Source organism: Gammaproteobacteria bacterium (assembly GCA_016705365.1).
Taxonomy (GTDB): Bacteria; Pseudomonadota; Gammaproteobacteria; order Pseudomonadales; family UBA5518; genus UBA5518.
Window position 1 is genome coordinate 542,952 of record JADIYI010000008.1, and the last position, 21,419, is coordinate 564,370.

At 63.0% G+C, this 21,419-nt stretch carries 15 protein-coding genes; 13 read left to right on the forward strand and 2 right to left on the reverse strand.

Translation table 11 applies throughout. The features are described from left to right. The first annotated feature begins 70 nt into the window (after positions 1 to 70). The 4 genes from IPF49_10020 to IPF49_10035 all read left to right on the forward strand — a co-directional run bounded on the left by IPF49_10020 (position 71) and on the right by IPF49_10035 (position 5,197). Positions 71 to 1,330: an MFS transporter gene (locus IPF49_10020; protein ID MBK6287948.1), complete on the forward strand. Its 1,260-nt coding sequence runs from the start codon at positions 71 to 73 to the stop codon at positions 1,328 to 1,330. Positions 1,331 to 1,549: 219 nt separating this feature from the next. Beyond that, entirely contained in the window at positions 1,550 to 2,038 is a 489-nt protein-coding gene (locus IPF49_10025) for a TonB-dependent receptor (GenBank protein MBK6287949.1), read from the forward strand. 79 nt (positions 2,039 to 2,117) lie between these two features. Further along, positions 2,118 to 4,076, forward strand: coding sequence for a TonB-dependent receptor (locus IPF49_10030; protein ID MBK6287950.1), 1,959 nt, complete (start codon positions 2,118 to 2,120; stop codon positions 4,074 to 4,076). Positions 4,077 to 4,186: 110 nt separating this feature from the next. Further along, positions 4,187 to 5,197 carry an AraC family transcriptional regulator gene (locus IPF49_10035; GenBank protein ID MBK6287951.1) on the forward strand — a complete coding sequence of 337 codons (1,011 nt, stop codon included), beginning with the start codon at positions 4,187 to 4,189 and terminating at the stop codon, positions 5,195 to 5,197. Positions 5,198 to 5,223: 26 nt separating this feature from the next. Here the strand turns inward: IPF49_10035 and IPF49_10040 are convergent, their stop codons facing one another. Continuing rightward, entirely contained in the window at positions 5,224 to 6,081 is an 858-nt protein-coding gene (locus IPF49_10040; protein ID MBK6287952.1) for a helix-turn-helix transcriptional regulator, read from the reverse strand. A 93-nt stretch (positions 6,082 to 6,174) separates the two neighbouring features. Beyond that, complete coding sequence (locus tag IPF49_10045) at positions 6,175 to 7,107, reverse strand: transporter (GenBank protein MBK6287953.1); 933 nt, start codon at positions 7,105 to 7,107, stop codon at positions 6,175 to 6,177. Between the two features lie 222 nt (positions 7,108 to 7,329). Here IPF49_10045 and IPF49_10050 point away from each other — a divergent pair, with 222 nt between their 5' ends. The 9 genes from IPF49_10050 to aspT all read left to right on the forward strand — a co-directional run bounded on the left by IPF49_10050 (position 7,330) and on the right by aspT (position 21,418). After that, on the forward strand, positions 7,330 to 8,613 hold the full coding sequence (locus IPF49_10050) for an acyl-CoA/acyl-ACP dehydrogenase (protein ID MBK6287954.1): 1,284 nt from the start codon (positions 7,330 to 7,332) through the stop codon (positions 8,611 to 8,613). Between the two features lie 57 nt (positions 8,614 to 8,670). Then, the gene (locus tag IPF49_10055; protein MBK6287955.1) at positions 8,671 to 9,807 is read left to right on the forward strand and encodes a saccharopine dehydrogenase NADP-binding domain-containing protein; all 1,137 of its coding nucleotides are present in this window, start codon (positions 8,671 to 8,673) and stop codon (positions 9,805 to 9,807) included. Between the two features lie 21 nt (positions 9,808 to 9,828). Beyond that, positions 9,829 to 11,385: an AMP-binding protein gene (locus tag IPF49_10060; protein MBK6287956.1), complete on the forward strand. Its 1,557-nt coding sequence runs from the start codon at positions 9,829 to 9,831 to the stop codon at positions 11,383 to 11,385. 16 nt (positions 11,386 to 11,401) lie between these two features. Next, positions 11,402 to 12,640 carry a thiolase family protein gene (locus IPF49_10065; protein MBK6287957.1) on the forward strand — a complete coding sequence of 413 codons (1,239 nt, stop codon included), beginning with the start codon at positions 11,402 to 11,404 and terminating at the stop codon, positions 12,638 to 12,640. A gap of 297 nt (positions 12,641 to 12,937) precedes the next feature. After that, positions 12,938 to 14,629: a bifunctional aspartate transaminase/aspartate 4-decarboxylase gene (locus tag IPF49_10070; GenBank protein ID MBK6287958.1), complete on the forward strand. Its 1,692-nt coding sequence runs from the start codon at positions 12,938 to 12,940 to the stop codon at positions 14,627 to 14,629. A 74-nt stretch (positions 14,630 to 14,703) separates the two neighbouring features. After that, positions 14,704 to 15,786 carry a type II asparaginase gene (locus tag IPF49_10075; protein MBK6287959.1) on the forward strand — a complete coding sequence of 361 codons (1,083 nt, stop codon included), beginning with the start codon at positions 14,704 to 14,706 and terminating at the stop codon, positions 15,784 to 15,786. Between the two features lie 77 nt (positions 15,787 to 15,863). Further along, positions 15,864 to 16,886 (forward strand): glutaminase A, encoded by a 1,023-nt coding sequence (gene glsA / locus IPF49_10080; GenBank protein ID MBK6287960.1) that lies wholly within the window; start codon positions 15,864 to 15,866, stop codon positions 16,884 to 16,886. A gap of 78 nt (positions 16,887 to 16,964) precedes the next feature. After that, positions 16,965 to 19,688, forward strand: coding sequence for a decarboxylase (locus IPF49_10085; GenBank protein MBK6287961.1), 2,724 nt, complete (start codon positions 16,965 to 16,967; stop codon positions 19,686 to 19,688). A gap of 35 nt (positions 19,689 to 19,723) precedes the next feature. Beyond that, positions 19,724 to 21,418: an aspartate-alanine antiporter gene (gene aspT / locus IPF49_10090; GenBank protein MBK6287962.1), complete on the forward strand. Its 1,695-nt coding sequence runs from the start codon at positions 19,724 to 19,726 to the stop codon at positions 21,416 to 21,418. The last annotated feature ends 1 nt before the right edge of the window (position 21,419 follow it).

The following is a 21,419-nucleotide window of genomic DNA, read 5'->3' on the forward strand; positions in this document are numbered from 1 at the left end:
GAATGATCGTGGCAGCACGTCACCGCGGTGAGCGCGGCCTGCGCGCACCAGCCCCGGGAGACCGAAACCCTTGCACCGCTACACCCTGTTCCTGCTGCTGGTGGCAATCAACATACTGAGCTATGTGGATCGTCACCTGTTGCCGGCCTTTGCCAGCCAGATATCCGCGGATCTCGATCTTTCGCGGCAACAGTTCGGCCTGCTGACGGGCTTCGCCTTCGTGACCGTGTATGCGCTGAGCGGCCCGCTGATGGGCGTGCTCGCCGACCGGCTCAATGCGGCAAAGGTCATTGCCTGCGGCATCCTGCTGTGGAGCGTCATGACCGTTTTTACCGGCATGGCAAAGAGTTTTCTGCAAATATTGCTGCCGCGCATGGCGATCGGCGTAGGCGAGGCCACGCTGCATCCGGCTGCCGCCAGCATTCTTGGGCGGCTGTTCACGCCGCGGTACCGGGCGACCGTGTTCGGGCTGTTCTTCATGGGAAGCCAGATAGGGTTGGGGCTTGCGTACTGGCTTGCGGGCACCCTGGGCGAGACGATTGGCTGGCGCAGCATGTTTCATGTTCTCGGCGTGATCGGTATCGTGCTGAGCGCCCTGATGTTGCTTGCAGCGCGAACGACAGTCGCGGATTTGGACAAGCCCGGACTTGGGGCTCATGGCGACGAACGGCGATCCGTGCGCGAGATGCTGGGCGAACTGATCGAGGCGTTTCGCGGCAACGCGAATTTCCGCCATGCGGTGCTGGCCATGTCGCTGATCCACATGATCTACGCCAGCGGTCAGTTCACGCAGTTGTGGCTGGTGGCGGAGAAGGCAATGGAGCAGTCGGCGGCTTCATCGCTCTACGGCAGTGTCTACCTGATGTGCGCGATTCCCTCATCGCTGCTCGGCGGTATCGCGGCCGACTGGTTTACGCGGCGTTTTGCCACCACGCGGGCACTGTTCGTGGTGCTGGTGATGGCGCTCAGCGGCCCGTTGCTGATTGTGTTTCGCCTCTCGCCTCCCGGCTCCATGATGTTTCAGTTGGGCATGATCGCGGCGGTGTTCCTCCTCGCCTTTCCCTACGGTGCGATTTTCTCGCTGGTGCTGGATCATGCACCGGCCAGTATCCAGTCGACCGCGGTCGGCTTCACGATGTTCGTCGCCAATGTGCTGGTAATCGGCAGTGGAACCTATGCGATAGGCCTGTTCGCCGATCTGCTCGAGGCAGGGCAAATAACCGCGCCGATGACCAGGACGCTGCTCGGGGCGGATGTGATCACCCTGCTTGCGATGCTGATCTACCTGAAGTTGCACCGGGCGACGCGGCAATCTGCCGTCGGCGCCTGAACCGGCACTTCGGTCCCGGCGTGCCGGTCTTGCGAGCCCCCGATTTGATGCAATTCGCCGATATCCGTCCGCAAAGTCAACGGGTTTGCTCGCAGGGACGGGACTGTCGGGCCGGTCGCCGCTAGTCTGCGCAGTTCAATCTGCCGGATTTCCGGCCGGTGACGGTGCCGATTCGAATCATTCGAATCGACTTCTAAAAAACAGATGGAGGAACAACAGATGATTCAATCCGGATTCAAGCGCACCATGCTGGCGGTTGCGGTAGCGGCCGTGGAATTTGTCGTTGCCGATGTCGCCCCGGCACAGGCGCAGAAGCTCGATGAAATAATTGTTACCGCGCGCAAGCGCGAAGAGAGCCTGATGGACGCCCCGCTATCGCTCACCGCGGTGCAGGGTAAAGCCATGGACGAGGTTGGGGTGACCAACCTCGAGCAGCTGAGTTCCCAGGTGCCAGGCCTGCAGGTTGGTCGTGCCGCACAGACCAGCGCCATCTATATCCGCGGCATTGGCTCCGGTATCAACAAGGGCTTCGAGCAATCGGCAGGGATGTACGTCGATGGCGTCTACCAGCTGCGCAGCCGCCAGTTCACTGCCTCGCTGGTCGATTTGCAGCGGGTGGAAGTGCTGCGCGGACCGCAGGGCATCCTGTTTGGCAAGAACACCATCGCCGGTGCGATCAAGGTAGAGACGGCGAGTCCGAATCGGTGATGAGTTCAATGGCTCGCTCACCGCCGACTACGAGCCGGACCAGGCGACGGCGCGCGGCACCGCGGTGTTTTCCGGCGGGTTGACCGACACCCTTGCGGCGCGCGTTGCGCTGCGCTACCAGGAGTCCGATGGCTATGTCGACAATCACCAGCGTGGCGACGAGCAGAAGAAAGAAGACCAGCTGGCGCGTCTGACCCTGGTATGGGCGCCGAGCGATTCCGTGCAGGTCACGGCCAAGCTCAGCCACGTCGACATGGATGCCGACGGCGTCGAGATGACCAACCCGGTCGTCGACCGCAGCCTGCTTGCCGGCATGCAAGCCAAGACCAACATGCTCGGCCTGACCGATGTGATGGGCACGATTGCCGCGCTGTCCGTGCCCGGCTACCAAGCCTCGAGCGGCAGCAAGGAATACGATTCATGGGTCGCCAACGAAGCCTATTATCCGGGCGGCACGGACACCGAAAGCACCAAATCCACTGATGTCTCGGTGCGCGTGGACTGGGAAATCGGCGATCTGACCCTGACTTCTCTCAGCGCTTACTCCGATTTCTCGTTCGATCAGAATCACGACGTGGACTTCCAGAGCGGCAACGTGGTGCACGCCCTGGAGGAGGAATCACATGACCTGTACAGCCAGGAATTCCGCCTGAGCAGTGATTTCGAGGGCCGGCTCAATTTCGTTGCCGGACTCTACTACGAAGAGCAGGAGCTCTCGAGCGATCAGCAGACCTTTGTCGATGGAACCCTTGGCGGGGTATTTGGCCAGCTGCCGGCCAGCGCACTGAACCCGGCGCTGCCGCCGGTGCCGCTCTCGGCGCTTGGTATCAACAGTCTCTGGAATGGACGCGTGCTGGCCGCGCAGAATCCGGCGTACGCGCCGCTGATCGGGGCTGAGCAGGGCACAATCTACCGTAACCCGACCAACGATTTCGATAATGACACGATGGCGGCTTTTCTCGAACTCACCTTCGACCTGACCGAGGAGCTGGCGCTGGATGTCGGCGGGCGTTATTCCGAGGATTCCAAGAAAGACCATAAACGAAACTCGCTTGGCGCCGGTGCGCCGACTTCCCCGGTTCTGGTACAGAATCCCGACGGCAGCTTCACCGGCAATCTCGATCCGCTGAACAGTCAACTGGTGCGCTTGGTCTTTGGGCCGCTGTTGGGCACCTGGGCGCATGATCAGCAGCTCGAGCGCGACGAAGAGCATTTCGATCCCTCGGCGCGCCTGCGCTGGCAGGTCGGCGACGACACCATGGTCTACCTCAGCTGGTCGGAGGGTTACAAATCCGGCGGCTTCAACACCTCTTCGGACACCTCGAACCCGGACGGCACGCCGGGGCCCGGCACCACGTTCGGGGATGAATCCGCGGAAGCCTGGGAACTGGGCATCAAGACCACCCAGTGGGATGGGCGCATGCGCATCAGCGCGGCAGTGTTCCAGACCGAAATCCAGGATCTGCAGGTCACCTCGTTCCGGGGCACCACCTTCCAGGTCGGCAATGCCGCCGAACTCACCAGCAGTGGTGTCGAGCTGGAAACCCAGATCGCGCTCACCGACGAGATCGAGATCGGTGGTTCCTTGGCATACCTCGATAGCCAGTTTGATTCGTTCGCGAACGCCTCGTGCACGATCGACCAGGTTGCCGCGGTGGGCAAGGCCTGTACCCAGGACCTCGAGGGCGAGCGTGGACCCTACGCCCCGGAATGGAGCGGCACGGTCTACGCCGGCTACGAGCACGCAGTTGGCCAGAATCTGCTGTTGCGGCTGCGTGTCGATGGCATGTACAAGGACGAGATGTACCTCGACAGCGACCTGGATCCGAACACGCTGCAGGATGACTATGTCAAGGTCAACGCGCGCATAGCGCTCGCTGCCGCCGACGATCGCTGGGAAGTGGCGCTGTACGGGCGCAACCTCACCGACGAGACTACCTACACCTTCATGGTGGACGCGCCGTTGAGCGCCGGGATCTATGCGGGCTGGGTGGAAGAACCGCGCGTGTGGGGTTTGCAGGGGCAATACAACTTCTGAGTCCCGTTCTTGTGGTGCACGAAACCGCCTGACGGGCGGCTTCGTGCCTGGCGCGGCGTTCCGCGGAGTGCATGCTAGACTGCGACGATCTTGTGGGACCGTCAGCCGTCGTGACACGCGAAGCACAACAGTATTCCGTCATCGCATCCTATGTGCATGCGATTTCCTCGGCGCTGGACAGCCGGGGTGTCGATGCGCGCGCCGTATTCCGTGAAGCCGGCGTCGAATTCCAGGCGTCGCCCGATCCGCTGGCACGGCTGCGCAACGAGGAGGTCAGTCGCCTGTTCGAGGTGGCCACGCGGACTACCGGTGATCCGTATTTCGGCATCGCGGTAGGCAATCTGCTGCAGTTCAGCTACTTGCATGCGCTTGGCTACGGCCTGATGGCGAGCGCGACCTTGCGCGATTTCTATCAGCGCGTCTGCAATTATTACCGCCTGGCCTCGCCGAATGCGGATTTTCGCCACTTCTCGCAGGACGGTGCCTGTATCCTGGAAGCGAGCAATGTCCGCGCCAGTGTCTGTCATGAAAGCCAGGACGTGTTCGCGGTGCTCATGGTGCGCTACATGCGGTTCCTTTATCAGCGCGAGCTCGACCCCTTGTGGATGGAACTGGTGCGTCCCTGCCCGCATCCCGATGCCCAGCCATTTCTCGAATATTTCCGTTGCCCGGTGCGCTTTGCTGCACCCGTGCTGCGCGTTGCGATCGAGGAGCGGCACATGGATGAACCGCTGCCGGGCTCCAATCCGGAGCTGGCGCTGCAGAATGACCAGGTCGTGATCCGCTACCTGGCGCGCCTGGACAAATCCGATATCGTGACCTCGGTACGCGGCATGATCATTGCCGATCTGTCGGCGGGGGCCGTGAACAGGCAGAGCGTTGCCGAGCGGCTGCATATGAGCGCGCGCAACCTGCAGGCCAGGCTCGCGGCGCGTGGTACCACGTTTCAGGAGGTGCTCGACAGCACCCGGAGCCAGCTCGCGCTCGGTTACATCGAACAGCGGTCCCTGGCCATCAAGGAGATCACTTACTTGCTCGGATTTGCCGACACCGCCACGTTTACCCGGGCCTTCAGGCGCTGGACCAGCAATTCCCCCAGCGAATACCGGGCCCGCAAATAAACCGGCTTCACCTGGATTGCGACCTGTTACGGTTTGGCGCCCGCGCGGAACTCGGCAGGTGTTGCCGCGTGGGCCGCGCGGAAACTCGCGCTGAGATGGCTTTGGCTGCTGTAACCGCAATCCTCGGCAATACGCGCGATCGGCAGGCCGGTGGTCGCCAGCAGCTTGCGCGCCTGCTGCAGTCGCGCGGCCTGGATGTAGCGGTGCGGTGGTACGCCCATCGCTTCCCGGAACAGGCGCCGGAAATGCGCCACGCTGAGGGCGGCCAGCTCTGCGAGCTTTTCCACCGGCAAGCTGTCCGCCAGGTGCTCGCGGATATGGTCGAGAACCACCTGCAGGCGCAGCGCGTGGATGTGTTGCGGGCGGATACCGCCGGTTACCGGGCCGGTGAGTGCGCGGTACACCTGTTCGAGCATCACGGCGGCCAGCATTGACAGGAAGCGATCATCCGCACCACCCCCCTTCTGCAGCTCGTCCGCCATCTGCACCGCGCTTGCGGCGACCAGCGCATCATTGAACTGGAGCGGCCCGCCCCTGGCACTGGCGAGCCGCGCGAGCCGGTCGCCGACCCCGCAGAGGTGTTCGGGAAAATAAAATACCGCGAAGTCGGCGATTCCGTTGTAGTGCCAGTGCGTCGGGCAGCGCGGCGGGATCAGCACCGACTGGCTCGGCAAGCTGTTGATCCGCCAGTGCCCCTCCTCTCCCTCCTTGACGCGCATGCCACCGAGCTGGACCGTCAGCACCAGACTGCTGACGCCGGCCACGCTGCGCTCGCGCGTGCTGAAAAGATAACGCTCCATATATAGCGGGGTTGCGCCGTTGATCATGCCTTCGACGATCGGTGCGGTACCCAGATCCTTGCGTACGCGTCGCCAACGTTCCATGCCGTCCTGCCATGAGCGGAATTTGCCAACAATGCAGGGCGATCGCCGGCAGTACTCGCGCCCGCTATCCGCTGATTCCCACGGTGGGCGAGTTCACCAGCGCAGAGTCCAGGTGACAAACAGGTTGTGACTGTCGGTCCCGACGTCTTCCAGCGGACGCCCCCGGTTATAGCCAAAGCGGGCCGATAGCTTGCGGCCCAGCGGCATCCCGAACGATGCACCATACAGCAGGTTGCGCTTGCTGTCGTCCTTGCGCACGCCGCTGATCTGCGAGCGCCCGCCCCAGCCGTAGGCCACACCCGTGGAGACCCACCAGCCTGTGGAAAAGCTTCGTACCGCATGCGTCTGCAGCGCATAGAGCGGATCCTGTTCCAGGGTGTTGTCGCCGTAGAACTCGTCATTTTTCCCGAAGTAGTACGCGGACCCGGTGAGTTCGAAGGACCAGGGCCCGCGTGTGTGGAGTACGCCCAGCTGGGGTCGGAACACATAGCGATTCTGGCCCAGGTTGATCAGCTTGTCTTCATCGTAGCGGCCCAGCGGCAACTGCACGTCGAGCGCGATTCCCGCCGAGGTGCCGACGGGGTGTGCGGCGCGCCAGGCCAGGAATTCCTTGCCGTTGAGTGCCGGCGCGCCGGCGAAGTTGAATGACAGGCGCGCGTGCGGGTCGCCCGGTCCATTGCGGCCGACCGAGGTCGGCGCGCCATCGACCAGGCCGTCCCACTCGCTGTTGTGCAGTGGCAGTTGCAGGTCGAATCGTGCCGTTTGTGCGAACAGCGAGAAATACTGGATATACGAGAGCGCGACCGTGTGGGTGTCGGCTTTTGCCTCGTCGATACGCAGCACCGGGTCGAACTCGACGTCTCCGGAAGTGTACATGTAGCCGATGCCGGAGAAGCGGCTGCCGGTCGGGAACTGGCTCCAGCGTCGGGGTTCGATGTCCTGGGCGACGACGCTTGCGACGTGACTGGCCCACAACAGCAGGCAGATGGCGGCACGCGACAATGACTTTGGGTAAAGCGGTCTCATGCGCGCCTTTCCGGGGAAGCAGGGCGCTAACCATATTCCGGGGTTGCCACCCTGTCCAGCGGCGATCCATCGAACAGGCGAATGCGAATTGGGCGCCCGTCAGCGTGTGTAACAGCGGTGAGCGGAATTTGATAAAGATGGCGCGATCGGCGCAATCAATCGTGGTCATTACGACGCATGATTCCACGCCTCGCCACCACGTCAGCCAGAGGAGATGTCGCCATGCTCAAGCTGGGATCCAAATTGAGCCTGCCCTCGGTGTCATTGACCGGATTCGAAACTCCGCTTGCGGAGGAAGAGCGCGCGATCCAGTCCGCGGCGCACCAGTTTGCCAGGGATGTGCTGCGCCCGCTGGGTCGGGAGCTGGACAAATTGACCGCCGAGCAGGTCGTTGCCCCCGGCTCGCCTTATTACACGCTGTTCGCGGAAGCGGCCAAGCTCGGCATGGACCCTGGCCTGCTCGAGCAGTTGCCGCCCGAGATGGCGATTCGTGTCGAATCGATGATCGGCGAGGAAATGGGCTGGGGCGACGCGGGGCTCGCGGTTTCGCTCGTCGTCACGCAGTTCCCGCTGGAAATGGCCAGGGCTGCCGGCAACCAGGAGCTCATCGAGTTGAGCACCGGCAAGATCGGCTGCTGGATGATCACCCATCCTGACAAGGGCACGGATGTCGGTGCCTTCGACATGAAGCGCGAATGGGCGCCCCGGCAACAGGGCAACAAGGGCAGTCTGCTGGCCAAGGTCGGCAAGGACGAGATCGTGATCAACGGCCAGTGCTCGGCCTGGGTCTCCAACGGCGCGGTCGCTCAGGTTGCGCTGACCTATATGAGCGCCGACTACGGTGACGGATATTTCGATGCCGATGGCCGCCCCAACGGCGTCTGTGCGATCGTGCCGCTCGATCTGCCTGGTGTCTCGAAAGGCAAGCCGCTGGAAAAGATCGGCCAGCGTGCCCTGCCCCAGGGCGAAGTCTATTTCGACAATGTCAGGATCCCGAAGCGTTTCGCGGTCGCGCTGCGCGAGGAGTACTACGGCAACGTCGCATCGGCATGGTCCTTTGCCGGGACCCATATGAGCCAGATATTCACCGGGGTGGCGCGCGCCGCGTTCGAGATGGCTTTGCAGTACTGTCACGAACGCAAGCAGGGCGGCCAGCTGCTGATCGATCAGCAGCTGACGCGTTACCGCCTGGGCGACATGATGCGTCGTGTCGAGCTCTGTCGCTCCGTTGCCCGGCGCTCTCTCGCCTACGCGAGACTGACCCCCGCGGGCCATCCCTGGGCGACGGCTTCCGCCAAGGTCACGGTCACCGAGGAAGCCGAGAAAATCGTCGCCGATGCGTTCCGGCTGTTCGGCGGCAATGGCACCACGCGCGAATACCCCATCGAAAAACTGGTGCGCGATGTCCGCGCGGCGCTGATCGAGGACGGCGAGAACACCATGCTCACGACCCGGCTCGGCTTCCTCTGCCAGCAACTGTACGAAGACGGCTGGGCCCGGAACTGAGCAGCAAGCCCACTGACGGCAATCCGCCAAACACCGCTCGATTCAAGGAGAATTCAAATGGCAAAGTATCCCGTGGTCATCTATGGCGCCAGTGGCTATACCGGCATGCTCATCATGGATTGGCTGATCGATCAGAACATCCCGTTCACGGCGGTTGCCCGCAATGTGCAGCGCACCAGGGAAATGATGGCGCAGCGCGTGGTACGGCTCGAGTCTGCGACCTACGAGATCATCGAGGCCGAGAACACGGTCGAGTCGCTGGTCAAGGCATTCAAGGGCGCGAAGATCGTCTGCAACACCGTCGGCCCGTTCGTGAAGTTCGGTCTGCTCGCGGTGGAGGCCGCGCTGAAGGCGGGCTGTCACCATCTCGACACCACCGGCGAGCAGTCCTATGTGCGCAATGTGCGCGAGCAGTTCGGTGAGCTGTATCGCCAGGCCGGCCTGCTGGTGGCGCCGTCCGTTTCCTATATGTACAGCTTTGCCGAGATTGCCTGCGAGCTGGCGCTGGAAACCCAGGGTGTGGATGCGCTGGAAACCGCGACCCTGGTCCGCGGTCCGCGCGGCGGCTCGGCGGGTGTCAGCGTGGGCTCGGCGGCGTCGATTTTCGAACTGCTGCGTTCTCCGGCGTTCTACCTGTGGGAGAAGGAGCTGGTAGCGCATGCGGTCGATGCCTCGTTCAATATCGTGGCGCCCGAATTCATCCAGCCGGTTTTCGCGTTGCCGTGGAGCGGGACTTCGCTGCCGGTGTATTTCCAGGACGATGCACGGGTACGCAGCTGCCTGTCCGCGGTCGGCTTCTACGACGCCGAACCGATGATGCGCATGGTGCACGGACTCGCCTGCAAGTGGGAAGCGGAATACAAGGATCTGCCCGAGGAGCAGCAGGACGCGGTAATCAAGAGCCTGGCCGAAACCACCACGCCGAGCATGCCGCCGCGCGAGCGCACCACGCTTCAGCGCAGTGTCGATGTCGCGATCGGGCGCGGTCAGCTGTGCGCGGTGCGTGCGACCGTGCATGGCGTGACGCCGTATATCTCGACCGGCGCGTTGCAGGCCGCCGCGGTGCTCAAGCTGCTCGATGGCGAGACCGCCAAGGTCGGCTTCGCTTCCGGCTCCAAGGCCTTCGGGCATCGCTACCTGCTCGGTTTCCTCGAGCAGCGCGGTCTGGCTCGGGCATCGGTCACCCAACTCTGAGTCCGCGCAGGAGGCAGCCTCGTGGCCATCATTGATTTTTTCGACCGCGGCTGGCGCATCAACCCGGGCGGCGCCGCCTACATCCAGGACGATCACGCCCACAGCTTCGATGAGGTCGGCGAGCTGTCCTGCCGCATCGCCAACCGGCTGCTGGCACTGGGCTTGCCGAAAGAGACCAAGGGTGCGGTGTGGTCGGGGAATGATGTGACAGCCTGGATCTGCACGCTCGGCCTGTGGCGCGCCAACATGAGCTGCATCCCGATGAACCCGCGCAATTCGGCCGAGGACAATCTCTTAGTCCTCGACGGCTTCGATTGCGATGTGCTGTTCTACCAGAGTGCGTTCGCCGATGTGATCGCGGCGCTGCGCCCGCGCCTGGGCAGGATTCGGTTGTGGATCTGCATCGATGCCGAAGGCGCGGATGCGCCGGCGCTGGAACGCTGGCTCACCGGCACGCCCGCGACGCGGCCCGAGCAGCCGGTGGACATGGATGATGTCGTGTGGCTGTCACCGACCGGTGGTACCAGCGGCAAACCCAAGGGCGTGATGAACACGCACCGCAGCCTGCAGACCTTTGTCGCGCACTACCTGCTCACCTGCAGCTATACGGCAAGCGAGAAACCGGTCAATCTTGCCGCTGCGCCGATGACGCATACCGCGGGCCTGCTGTCGCTGCCGTGTACCGCGCAGGGTGGTACGGTCGTGATTCTCGGCAAACCGGAGCCCGCGCTGATGCTGGCGGCAATCGCCAGCTACCGGGTCAGCGAATTTTTCCTGCCACCGACGGTGATCTACAAGCTGCTGGAACTGCCGGGGATCGAGCAGGCGGATTTCTCCTCGGTGAAGTACCTGATGTACGGCGCCGCACCGATGTCGATCGAGAAGCTGAAAAAAGCCATCAAGCTGTGGGGGCCGATCATGACCGGCGGCTACGGCCAGACCGAGGCACCCGCCAGCATCGCCTACCTGCCGCCCGATCAGCACCTGGTGGACGGTGCGCTGGCTTCCGACGAGCGGTTGTCCTCGGTGGGACGCCCCAACCCTCTGGTCCGGGTCGAGATCATGGACGATAACAACCGGATGCTGGCCAGCGGCGAAGCCGGCGAGATCTGCGTGCGCGGCGACTTGCTGATGAAGGGCTACTACAAACGGCCGGAAAAGACCGCCGAGACCATCGTCGATGGCTGGCTGCATACCGGCGACATCGGCTACATCGACGGTGAGGGTTATCTGCACATCACCGATCGCAAAAAGGACATGATCATCTCGGGTGGTTTCAACGTGTATCCGAGCGAGGTCGAGCAGGTGATCTGGAGCCATCCGGCGGTACAGGATTGCGCGGTGATCGGGGTGCCTGACGAAAAATGGGGCGAGGCGGTCAAGGCGGTGGTCGAACTCAACGCGGGCCAACAGGTCAGCGGGCAGGAACTGATCGCGCTGTGCAAGACACGTCTTGGCAGCGTGATGGCGCCCAAGTCGGTCGATTTCGTTGCCTCCCTGCCGCGCAGTCCGGTCGGCAAGGTGCTGAAAAAGGAATTGCGTGCGCACTACTGGCAGCACGCCGAACGCAAGATCTGAACCCGGGGCAGCAACCATGACACCGATCTATATCGCCGGTATCGCGATGACCGTTTTCGGTCGCCATGGCGAGCGCTCGCTCGAAAGTCTTGCGCGCGAGGCTCTCGACGGGGCCTTGGGCGATGCAGGCTGCAGCCGCGCGGATCCGGGCATCGCATTCTATTCCGGCATGACCAATGGCTATCTGCAGGGTCAGATCGCCATACCCGGTCAGGTCGTGTTCAGCAAGATCGGCATCGAGGGCATTCCGATCTTCAATATCGAGAATGCCTGTGCCTCGGGTAGCTCAGCCGTGAACCTGGCGGTGCAAAGCCTGCGCGCCGGCACCACCGACGTGGCGCTGGTGCTCGGTGCTGAAAAAATGAACATTGCCGACAAGCAGCGGGCGTTCTCGATCTTCGAGGCGGGCTGGGATGTATCGCGCGCCGACGAGAATTTCGCGACCCTGGCCAAAATGGGTGAAGGGGTCGAGGTGCCGCCGGGCACTGAATCGGACCGGCCTTACAGCCGGTTCATGGCAATCTACGCCGCGATGTGCCGTTACCACATGAAGACCTACGGTACCACGCAGCGCCAGATCGCCGCGGTTTCGGCGAAGAATCATGGTCACTCGGTACACAATCCGTACTCGCAGTTCCGCAAGGCCTTCACCATCGAGGAGATCCTGGCTGCACCACCGATCACCTATCCGATCACGCTGCCGATGTGCGCGCCGCTCTCGGACGGCGCCGCCGCGGCAATCCTGGGTACCGACGAGGGTCTCGCGCGGATTGGCGCCGATCGCAGCCGTTGCATCCGGATTGCGGCGAGCGTGATTCGCAGCTTCACCCATCGCGGCCTCGATCAGCCGGAACTGCATATCGGGCGGCTGGCGGCGCAACAGGCCTATGCCGAGGCCGGGCTCGGCCCCGAGGACATGGATGTCGCCGAGTTGCACGATGCCTCGGCGATGGGCGAGATCATCCAGGCGGAAAATCTCGGCCTGGTCGCGCCCGGCATGGGCGGGCCGGCGGCCGAGCGTGGCGAGTTCACCCTCGGTGGACGCATTCCCGTCAACACCTCCGGTGGCCTCGAGTCCAAGGGTCATCCGCTCGGTGCGACTGGTCTGGGCCAGCTGTACGAACTGGTCACGCAGTTGCGGGGTGAGGCAGGAGCGCGCCAGGTTGCGGGAGCGCGCCATGCGATCCAGGAAAACGGTGGCGGTCTGCAGGGGATCGAGGAGGCCGCGCTGGCGATTCACATCCTGCGCCGCTGAGCGCCAATTCGCGCGGCAAGTGGCTGCGCAAATCCCCTCCCCGCGCAATCCACCCGGATTCCTGTCATGGGTTTTCGAACGAATGGCAAGCGCTTTCTGATGCGCATCATAAAAAAGCTTGTTCCAGCTTTTTTTTGCCACATTCCGCTGTTAGCATGGAACTGTCGGACCTCCCTGATGATCAAATCCCGCAATCGCATGAGACGAGAGATTTGACTGTAACGCTGCCCTACGGTCGGTCTGTCACATGATGTTCATGCTTTCTGTAATAGCGTCCGGCCAAAAGGTAACGAGAAAGTGGATCAGCTGAGGCTGCGAAAATACGAATCCCTGGGACCCTTCGAAATCAAGAACGACCTTGCGAGACTCGCGTCCTCGACCACCAAGGCTTCGGCCGTCAGTTACATGAACGCGGGGCGCGGCAATCCGAACTGGGTTGCGACCGAACCGCGCGAGGCCTTCTTCCTGCTCGGCCAGTTTGCGGTGCTCGAATGCAAGCGCGTGCTCGATCTGCCCCCGGGTGTCGGCGGGATGCCAAGAAAGGAGGGTGTCGCCGCGCGCCTCGCTGCCTGGCTCGCAAAGTATGACGAGCTGCCGGGAGCCGCCGTGCTTGCCGCGATGGTGCCGTGGGCCGTCAGGGAGTTCGGCTTCGATGCCGACGCGTTCGTCCACGAACTGGTCGACTCGATCATCGGTGACAACTACCCCGTCCCCGACCGGATGCTGGTGCACAACGAGAAAATCGTGCGCGAGTATCTGCAGTGGGCGATGTGCGGCACGCCGCGCCCGAAGGGCAGCTTCGAGCTCTATGCCGTCGAGGGCGGCACGGCGGCGATGTGCTACATCTTCAAATCGTTGAAGACCAATCGCCTGCTCAACGCCGGCGACACGATTGCGCTCGGCACGCCGATCTTCACGCCCTATCTCGAAATGCCCCACCTCGAGGATTACGATCTCAAGGTGATCAACGTGGAGGCCAAACAGGAGGACCGTTTTCAGTTCGGCGACGAGGAGCTGGCCAAGCTGCTGGATCCGAAGGTCAAGGCATTCTTTCTGTGCAACCCGGGCAATCCGAGCGCGGTGGCGCTGAATGCAGCGACGATAGAGAAAATCGGCGCCATCCTGAAAAAGCGCCCCGACCTGATATTGCTGACCGACGATGTCTACGGCACCTTCGTTCCCGGATTCCGCTCGCTGCTCGGCGCGTTCCCGCGCAACACGATAGGCGTGTATTCATACAGCAAATATTTCGGTTGTACCGGCTGGCGCCTCGGCGTGATCGCGCTGCACGAGAACAACCTGCTCGACGAACTCATCGCCCGCCATCCGGAGCCGGTACAGAAAAAGCTCGACAAGCGTTACGGCACATTGGTGCTCGAGCCGCGCAAGGTCCGTTTCATCGACCGCATCGTTGCCGACAGTCGCGACGTGGCGTTGAACCATACCGCCGGGCTGTCGCTGCCGCAGCAGGTAATGATGAGCCTGTTCTCGCTGTACGAACTGATGGACCAGAAAAAACTCTATCAGAAGGCGTGTCTGGGCATCGTCAAGAAGCGCGTCGAGGCAACCATCGAGGGCCTCGGTATCGAGGTCGCGCCGAACGAGATGTTCGATTACTACTACGGGCTGATCGATTTCGAGTTCTGGCTGAAGAAGTATGCGGGTGGCCAGGAAGTGATCGACTGGGTCAGGGAGAATATCCATCCGCTCGACATCGTGTTCCGGCTCGCCGAGGACTACGGCATCGTGTTGCTGAACGGTGGCGGTTTCGAGGCGCCGGACTGGTCCGTGCGGATATCTTTCGCCAACCTCGAAAGCCATGTCTACGACGATATCGGGCGCGCGGTGCGTGCCATCGCCCGCAGCTACAAGCAGGCCTACGAGGCGTCGCTGGCGCCGCCACCGGTGACCAAAGCCAAGACCGCCGCGCCGGGCAAAACCATCAAGGGCAGCAAAGCGGGCAAGCCCCGCGGGACCGGCAAGCGCTGAGTGAACAGCGCTGCGGCTGCGACCGCCCCGGTCCGCCACCACGACCCATCCAGACATCAGACGGGAGAGCGATCATGAGACTGACAGCAAAGACATTCGGGTTCCTGACAGCTTTCGCCCTGAGCGCCGTCGCGGCTGTGGCAAGCGCGGCCCCGCAGGCGGCGGCAACCCTGCCCAACATCCGGGTGCTCGCAACCGGCGGCACCATTGCCGGTGCCCAGGCCAGCGCCCAGGACTACGGGTACAAATCCGGCGCCTATGACGTCAACACGCTGATTCAAGCGGTGCCGAACCTCGACAAGCTCGCCCGCATCACGGGTGAGCAGGTGGTCAATATCGGCAGCCAGGACATGAACGACGAAGTCTGGCTCACGCTCGCGAAGCGCCTCGCCACGGCTCTCGAGTCGGACGACGTGGATGCCGCGCTGATCATGCACGGTACCGACACGCTGGAGGAGACCAGCTATTTTCTGAGTCTCGTCACCAAGAGCCCCAAGCCGGTCGTGATGGTCGGCTCGATGCGTCCCGCCACCGCGATCAGCGCCGATGGCCCGGGCAATATCTACAACGGCATCGCGATCGCGGCCAGCGCGCAAGCCAGGGGTCGCGGCACGCTGGTGTCCCTCAATGACGAGTTTCACTACGCGCGCAACGTGGTGAAGACAGACACCACCAGTGTGCAGACTTTCAGCAGCCTCAACCGGGGACCGGCGGGCCTGGTGCACACCGGCACCGTCGAGTGGTTCGAGCCGATGGACAGGAAAGTCGGCGCGGCGACCGAGTTCTCGATTGACGGCCTCGACAAGCTGCCGCGGGTGGACATCATTTATGCGCATGCCAACATGAGCGCGGACCTGATCGATGCGGCAGTCAGGAACGGCGCGAAAGGACTCGTGGTGGCTGGCGTCGGTGACGGCAACATGACCACCCCGGCGCTCGAGGCATTGAAGAAAGCCGCCAAGTCCGGCGTTGCCGTGGTGCGCAGCACCCGGTTGCCGATGGGCCTGGTGCTGCGCAACAACGAAGTCAATGACGACGAGATGGGTTTCGTCGCCTCGGGTGAGCTGAACCCGCCGAAATCGCGCGTGTTGCTGCAGCTCGCATTGACCAGGACCAGCGACCCGAAGCGTATCCAGCAGATGTTCTACGAGTACTGATCGAGGGCGCCGCATTTCGAGAATGCGGCCTGAGGTTTTTTGTTTACCGAATCCCGTTTGCTTGAAGGAGATATCAAATGAGAGTCCCGATGATTTCAAGACTGTTCGTGCTGGCGCTTGCGCTGGCCATCGGCGCTGGCGCACAGGCGGCAGAGCAGCTGCGCAAGGCCGATATCGAGGCGGCGTTGAATGCGGCCTATGACAAGTACAAATCGCTGCAGGAGGGCGCCAACGCGGATTACATACCGGCGCTCGCGAAGGTCGATTCGAATATCTTCGGCATCGCGCTGGTCACCACCGACGGCAAGGTGTACACCGCCGGCGACGTAGGCTCGGAGGTGTCGATCCAGTCGATCTCCAAGGTTTTCACCATGGCCAAGGTGATCGAGGAGCAGGGGCCCGACGCCATAGCCGCCAATATGGGCGTGGATGCGACCGGGCAGGTGTTCAACTCGATCGTTGCGGTGGAGCAATACCGCGGCTCGGAGATGAACGCCATGGTCAACCCGGGTGCCATCACCGCGACGAGCATGGTATCCGGTGCCTCGCGCGAGGAGATCTGGAACAAGATCCTCGGCTATTACAGCGATTTCGCCGGTCGCAAGCTCGCGGTCAATCGTGAGGTGTTCGAATCCGAGGCCGCGACCAACCAGCGCAACCAGGCGATCGGGCGGCTGATGTACGCCTACGGCCATATCAAGAGCGAACCCGACCGTGCCACCGATATCTATACCGAACAGTGCTCGGTGAACGTCAACGCGCGCGATCTCGCCACCATGGCGGCGACCCTGGCCAACGGCGGCAAGAATCCGGTGAGTGGAAAGAAGGTGCTGGAAAACAAGTATGTGCCCAACGTGCTCGCGGTGATGGCGACGGCCGGTCTTTACGACGACTCGGGCAAATGGCTCTACCGGACCGGCCTGCCGGCGAAGAGTGGCGTCGGTGGCGGCATTCTCGCGGTATCGCCCGGTCGTTTCGGTATCGCGGTCATCTCTCCGCCATTGGATGCAGCAGGCAACAGCGTGCGCGCGCAGAATGCGATCGCGGATATTTCCAATGCGCTCGGCGGCAACCCCTACGCCGTGCAACCGCGCCGCTAAGCAGCGTGAAGCCGCAGCCTTTCGCTACGGCTTCACGAATTCATCAATGATCAGGAGTTGTACATGAGTGGAACCGGCATGATTTCCGATGGCTTTTCCATCCCGGATGCGCGCGCCGACCATTGGGCCCAGGCAGCGATAGTCGGTCGTGCCTGGGCTGCGGCCGTGGCACGTGGCGAGGACGCCGGGAAACTCTGCGATGCCGCGCGCAGCGCGCTGGCGGAAATCGTCACGCTGGAGGATTTCTTTGCGTTTCCCGGGCTGCGTCTCATGCAGACTCTTCAGGAGCGGCTGCAGGGCGCCGATGCCGGTGGATTTGCCGCGCTGGCCCAGCGTGTCAACGAAGGCCTTGCCTCGGGTGCCTATCGCCATGATGCCGTACTGTGGGAGCCGGGCGAAGAGTCCGAGGTCACCCTGGCGGAATTTCTGCCGCCATCGTTCGATCACGAGGACAGTCACCGCCCCTATTTCGAGGTATTGATCGTCGCCGCGGCCGACACCTCGCATTTCGAGCACAACCGCCGGGAACTCAGGCGCCTGCGCCGCGCCGATGATCCGTTCATCTACGAAGTGCTGCAAGCGGGCAGTTTCGAGGACGCGATCCTCGCGACCCTGGCGAATCCCGACCTGCAGGCGGTCGTGATCGGCGACGGTTTCGGGTTCCGTTCGAGTCGCGACGCTCCCGGCTTGCGTGAGGCCCTGGCACGCACCAATCCATTCGATCCCGCGGCTCTCGATGTGCGCGACTACGGGCTCAAGCTGGCCTCGACGCTGAAAAGCCTGCGTCCGGAACTGGATATCTATTTTCTCACCGAGCGCGGGCCGGAACTGCTCGCCGCGCAACCGGAAGCCGAGGCGATCCGGCGCATTTTCTACGGTCGCGAAGAAATCATGGAAATGCACCTGGCCCTGCTCGACGGGGTCGGCGAGCGTTACGAAACGCCGTATTTCGACAACCTCAAACGCTACAGCCGCAAACCCGTCGGCACTTTTCATGCGCTCCCCGTTGCCCGCGGCAAATCGATTTTCCGCTCGCACTGGATCCGTGACATGGGCCAGTTCTACGGCATCAACCTGTTCATGGCCGAATCGTCCGCCACCACCGGCGGACTCGACAGCCTGCTCGAGCCGACCGGCAACATCAAGCGCGCGCAGGAACTGGCGGCGCGCGCTTTCGGTGCCGAGCACGCCTATTTCGTCACCAACGGCACCTCGACCTCGAACAAGATCGTGCTGCAGGCGCTGCTCGCCCCCGGCGATATCGTGCTGATCGATCGCAATTGCCACAAGTCGCACCATTACGCCATGGTGCTCTCCGGCGCGCAGCCACTGTATCTCGAGGCCTATCCGATGACGGCCTACTCGATGTACGGAGCCGTGCCGCTGCGCGCCATCAAGCAGGCCCTGCTGGCATTGAAAGCCGAAGGCAAGCTCGACCGCGTGCGCATGGTGGACCTGACCAACTGCACCTTCGACGGCCACATGTACAATCCGCGGCTGGTGATGGAGCAGTGTCTGGCGATCAAGCCCGATCTGATTTTCGTGTGGGACGAGGCCTGGTTCGGCTTCGCCCGTTTCTCGCCTTTCCATCGCCTGCGTACCGGGATGTTCGCGGCCGCCGCACTCGGACAGCGTTATGCCAGCGCTGCCTACCGGGAGGAATATGCGGCGTTTCGCGCCGAGGCCGGTGAACTCGACCCGGCGGACCCGCGGCTGCTCGACATGCACCTGCTGCCGGATCCGGATCTGGTGCGCATCCGCGTCTATGGCACCCAGTCGACCCACAAGTCGATGTCCGCGCTGCGCCAGGGTTCGATGATCCTGGTACACGATCAGGACTTCGCGCAGGTGCACGGCGCGTTCGAGGAAGCGTTCTTCACGCATACCTCGACCTCTCCGAACCTGCAGATCATTGCCTCGCTCGATCTGGCGCGCCGGCAGATGGAACTCGAAGGCTACGGCCTGGTGTCGCGCTCGACCGATCTCGCGTTGCGCATCCGCCGCCAGGTCAATGGCAACCCGCAGATCGCGCAATACTTTCGCGTGCTCAGCCCGGAGGAGATGGTGCCCGCCGCGCATCGCGCATCGGGCATCCGCGACTACGGCCCGCCGCACGGCAACTGGCAACAGATGGCGAGCGCCTGGAATCACGACGAGATTGCACTCGATCCGACCCGCCTGACCCTGGTTTGCGGCACGGCCGGCTACGATGGCACCGCGTTCAAGGGCTTGCTGGCCGAGCGCTATGACATCCAGCTCAACAAGACCTCGCGCAACAGCATCCTGCTGCAGACGAATATCAACAACACGCGCAGCGATGTAGCGCATATCGTGCGCGTGCTGGCCGAAATCGCCCGCGATATCGACAAGCAACTGCGCCGTGGCGGCGCGGCCGCGCGGGCAGAATTCGCGGCAAGAGTAAAAGCACTGATGGAAGACGTGCCGGACCTGCCGAACTTCAGCAGTTTCCATGATGCGTTTCGCGAGGATCCGGGCAGCGCGACCACCGAGGGTCATATGCGCGAGGCTTTCTACAGCGCCTATCGCGCCGACCAGTGCGAGTATCTGGCGGTGAATTCGCCGGAAATGGACCGCCGTCTGGAGCAGGGGCCGCAGGTCATCGCCGCCGATTTCGTGATTCCCTATCCACCCGGATTTCCGATCATGGTGCCCGGGCAGGTGATCACGGCCGATACCATCACCTTCATGCGCGAGCTGGATGTCAAGGAAATCCACGGCTACCACGCCGCCCAGGGACTGCGCATACTCAAACCGGAAGTACTCGCGGCGCGCAAGCGCTGACGGGTAGTTGGCATCGCAGGCGGGAGACACAATCAATGTGGCAGTGGTTCGCGGATACCTTGCGGAGCAATCCCGAGATCGCGATATTCCTCACCCTCGGACTTGGCTTCTGGGCGGGGAAATTCAAGTTCGGTTCGTTCAGCCTGGGAGTCGTGACCAGTACCCTGCTCGCGGGTGTGCTCGTTGGCCAGCTCGGCATCACGATCTCTGCCCACGTCAAATCCACGTTCTTTCTGATGTTCCTGTTCGCGGTGGGATATGGCGTCGGACCGCAGTTTTTCCGTGGTCTGAAGGGTGACGGTGTTCCGCAGGTATTGTTCGCGCTGATGCAGTGCGTGGCGGTGCTGCTTACCGCGGCAGGCGTCGGCTATCTGCTCGGCTACGACGCCGGCGGCACGGCTGGCCTGCTGGCCGGTGCCAGCACCATCTCCGCGGTACTCGGCGTCGCCACCGACAGCATCAACCAGCTCGCGCTCGACGCCTCCGGGAAGAAGGCGATGCTCGATGCGATGCCGGTTGCCTACGCGGTGACCTACCTGTTCGGCACCGCCGGGTCGGCGTGGCTTCTCGCCACCCTCGGGCCGAAGATCCTCGGCGTGGATATCGCCGAGGAGTGCCGCAAGTACGAGGCCGAGATGGGCGGTGCGCTGGCCGACGATCCCGACCGTCTTTCCGGTTACACGACATTCGTGTTGCGTGCTTACCGGCTCACCGACCCGAGCTGGGTCGGGCGCACGGTCGCCGAATTCGAGGCCAGCTTCGTCGGCCAGAGAGTGTTCGTCGAGCGTCTGCGCCAGGACGGTGAACTGCTCGATCCGGCTCCCGAGCTGGTGCTGCGACAGGACGCGATCATCGCCATCGCCGGGCGGCGAGAGGTCGTGCTCGAGCGCGCCCTGCAGCTTGGCGTCGAAGTCGATGACCGCGAGTTGCTCGACCTCGAGATCGAGCGGCTCGACGTCGTGATCACGCGCAAGGAGGTTGCCGGCCTGTCGCTGCAGGAACTCGCGACCGGCGGGCTCGGTGACAACCTGCGCGGTGTGTTCTTGCGCAAGATCCTGCGCACCGGGGTCGAGATGCCGATCACCATGGGCTTCAGGCTGGAGCGTGGCGACACGCTCACGCTGGTGGGTCCGCGTACCCACGTCGATCGCGTGGTGCCGCAGATGGGCTATGCCGATCGTCCCACCGACGAGACCGATATGGTCGTGATGGGTGCGGGTATCGTGATCGGTGCGCTGATCGGCGCGCTGACATTCCGCCTCGGCGGCGTGCCTCTCAGCCTGAGTACCAGTGGCGGTGCGCTGATCGCGGGGCTGGTATGCGGCTGGTTGCGTTCCGTGGATCGTACCTATGGCCGCATCCCCGGCCCGGCTTTGTGGGTGTTCAACAATATCGGGTTGAATGTTTTCATTGCAGTGGTGGGCATCAGCGCCGGCCCGGGGTTCGTCGCCGGACTCAAGGCGCAGGGTCTCGAGCTGTTCCTCGCCGGTATCGTGGTGACCACCGTACCCCTGATCATCGGCCTGCTCGCCGGGAAATACCTGTTTCGCATGAAGGCGCCGATCATCCTCGGCGCCTGTGCCGGCGCACGCACCACCACGGCCGCGCTCGGCGCAATCGAAGAGGAGGCGAAGAGCAAGGTTCCGGCCCTTGGCTATACCGTGACCTATGCAGTCGGCAATACGCTGCTGACCGTGTGGGGCGTGGCAATCGTATTGCTGATGAGCTGAG

Excerpts from the sequence above, each read along its gene's own strand:
- IPF49_10055 (MBK6287955.1), top strand. The coding sequence starts at position 8,671 with ATGGCAAAGTATCCCGTGGTCATCTATGGCGCCAGTGGCTATACCGGC.
- aspT (MBK6287962.1), top strand. The coding sequence starts at position 19,724 with ATGTGGCAGTGGTTCGCGGATACCTTGCGGAGCAATCCCGAGATCGCG.
- IPF49_10040 (MBK6287952.1), bottom strand. The coding sequence starts at position 6,081 with ATGGAACGTTGGCGACGCGTACGCAAGGATCTGGGTACCGCACCGATC.
- IPF49_10025 (MBK6287949.1), top strand. The coding sequence starts at position 1,550 with ATGATTCAATCCGGATTCAAGCGCACCATGCTGGCGGTTGCGGTAGCG.
- IPF49_10075 (MBK6287959.1), top strand. The coding sequence starts at position 14,704 with ATGAGACTGACAGCAAAGACATTCGGGTTCCTGACAGCTTTCGCCCTG.
- IPF49_10045 (MBK6287953.1), bottom strand. The coding sequence starts at position 7,107 with ATGAGACCGCTTTACCCAAAGTCATTGTCGCGTGCCGCCATCTGCCTG.
- IPF49_10085 (MBK6287961.1), top strand. The coding sequence starts at position 16,965 with ATGATTTCCGATGGCTTTTCCATCCCGGATGCGCGCGCCGACCATTGG.
- IPF49_10065 (MBK6287957.1), top strand. The coding sequence starts at position 11,402 with ATGACACCGATCTATATCGCCGGTATCGCGATGACCGTTTTCGGTCGC.
- IPF49_10050 (MBK6287954.1), top strand. The coding sequence starts at position 7,330 with ATGCTCAAGCTGGGATCCAAATTGAGCCTGCCCTCGGTGTCATTGACC.
- glsA (MBK6287960.1), top strand. The coding sequence starts at position 15,864 with ATGAGAGTCCCGATGATTTCAAGACTGTTCGTGCTGGCGCTTGCGCTG.